The following is a 1,645-nucleotide window of genomic DNA, read 5'->3' as shown; positions in this document are numbered from 1 at the left end:
TCGTGCTGGCCACCGTGGGTGGCGACGAGGCCGTGCAGGCGGCCGGTATCACCGGCATGCTGCTGGCGGCGCGGCTCGCCGTGCCGGTGATGGCGGCGGCGCTGGACCAGGAGGGCTCGCTCGCCTCGGTCACCGACCAGCTGCGTTCCGCCGGTTCGCAGCAGCTGGCGCTCGCCCCGTACCTGATCGGCCCGGAGGTCGAGCCGGAGCTGCTGGAGGCCGCCGCGCAGGAGGCGGGCTGCCCCGCGTCCGAGCCGCTCGGCGCCTACCCGGCCGTCGGCAAGCTGGCGCTCGCCAAGTACACGACCGCGCTGGGCATCGCGCCCCAGCAGCCACAGGGCATGCCCGTCCGCTGAGACCCCGGTCCTGCGGATACCTGTGGTCGACAGCATGTGGACGGCCGTGGGCCCCGTCTCCCGATCCGACGTGATCCGGGGCCGGGGACCACGGCCGTTCGCCGTGACCGACGCGGTGGCGGGCGCCGCGGAAGACGCGGTGGCGGCCGGCGTCAGCCGAGGACCACGCAGGAGGCAGCGGCGACCCGGACCGACCCCCGGCGTTCGGGCAGTCCGGTGACCGGATCGGCCGTGAACCAGGTGACGTCGCCCGAGCGCTCGTTGGCCACGTAGAGGAACCGCCCGCGGGCGGTGAGCGCACGGGGCCAGTGTCCGCCGCAGGAGACGGTTCCGCGCAGCCGGAGGGTCTCGCCGTCGACGGCGAACACCGAGATCAGGTCGGCCCCGCGGGTGGCGGTCCAGACGAAACGCCCGTCGTCGGACGCCACGACGCCCGAGGGGTACGCGTCGCCCTCGGCGGCCCCCTCCAGCACCCCGAGCTCGCAGAGCGGCTCCAGCAGGCCCTCGGAGGTCTTCCAGCGGCACACGGTGACGGTGGGGGTCAGTTCGTTGAGCACGTAGGCACGGTCGCCGTCGGGATGGAACGCCAGGTGGCGGGGTCCCGATCCGGGGCGCAGCTTGACCTCCCGGTGCAGCCGCAGCCCGTCCTCCTCGACGGCGCAGACCCGCACCGAGTCGGTGCCCAGGTCGACGCTGACCGCCCAGCGCCCGCCGGGGTCGGCCTGGACCTGGTGGGCGTGCGGGCCCTGCTGGCGCGGGACGGAGGGTCCTGACCCGCTGTGGACGAGCACGGCGGCGGGCGCCCGGTGCAGGGCCCCGTCGGGGCGGATCCGCAGGGCGGAGACGCTGCCGGAACTGTAGTTGGCGGTGAGTACCCGTCCGGCGAAGAGGCTCAGGTGGGTGGGGCCGCTGCCGCCGACCGGCACCGGCGGGCCGAGGAGGACGGGACGGTCCCCGGTGACCCGGTAGGCGGCGACCGCGCCGCGGGGGGCCTCGCTCACCGCGTAGAGGACGTCACCGTCGGCGGAGAGGGCCAGGTAGGAGGGGTCGGGCAGGTCGGCCGAGGCGCCGGTGAGGGCGAGTTCGCCGGTCGCCGGGTCCCGGTCGGCGGTGACCAGGCCGGGACCGCCGGCCGCCGTGAAGGAACCGATGTACGCCCTGGGCCGTCGTGTCGCGCCGCCCGTCACCGCCGGGTCCGTCACCGCTGATCCCCTCTCGCCGCCGTGCCGCCTGCCGGTCCACGGCGACGGTAGCAGCCGGCGGCAATTGGCCTAGACCAAGCGCGGCAA

At 75.7% G+C, this 1,645-nt stretch carries 1 protein-coding gene and 1 pseudogene; one reads left to right on the top strand and one right to left on the bottom strand.

Annotated elements, in window-relative coordinates:
- A pseudogene (locus tag HW445_RS30135) lies at positions 1–356 on the top strand (hypothetical protein); the annotation flags it as partial.
- Between the two features lie 152 nt (positions 357–508).
- On the opposite strand, the gene HW445_RS30130 reads toward HW445_RS30135, so the two are convergent.
- Entirely contained in the window at positions 509–1,543 is a 1,035-nt protein-coding gene (locus HW445_RS30130) for a lactonase family protein (RefSeq protein WP_180223977.1), read from the bottom strand.
- Positions 1,544–1,645 lie beyond the last annotated feature (102 nt).

Origin of the sequence: Streptomyces sp. UH6, assembly GCF_013421635.1 — a bacterium.
GTDB classification, from domain to species: Bacteria; Actinomycetota; Actinomycetes; order Streptomycetales; family Streptomycetaceae; genus Streptomyces; species Streptomyces abyssomicinicus.
The sequence above is the reverse complement of the archived record's forward strand: the minus strand, read 5'-3'. Positions and strand labels throughout refer to the sequence as shown.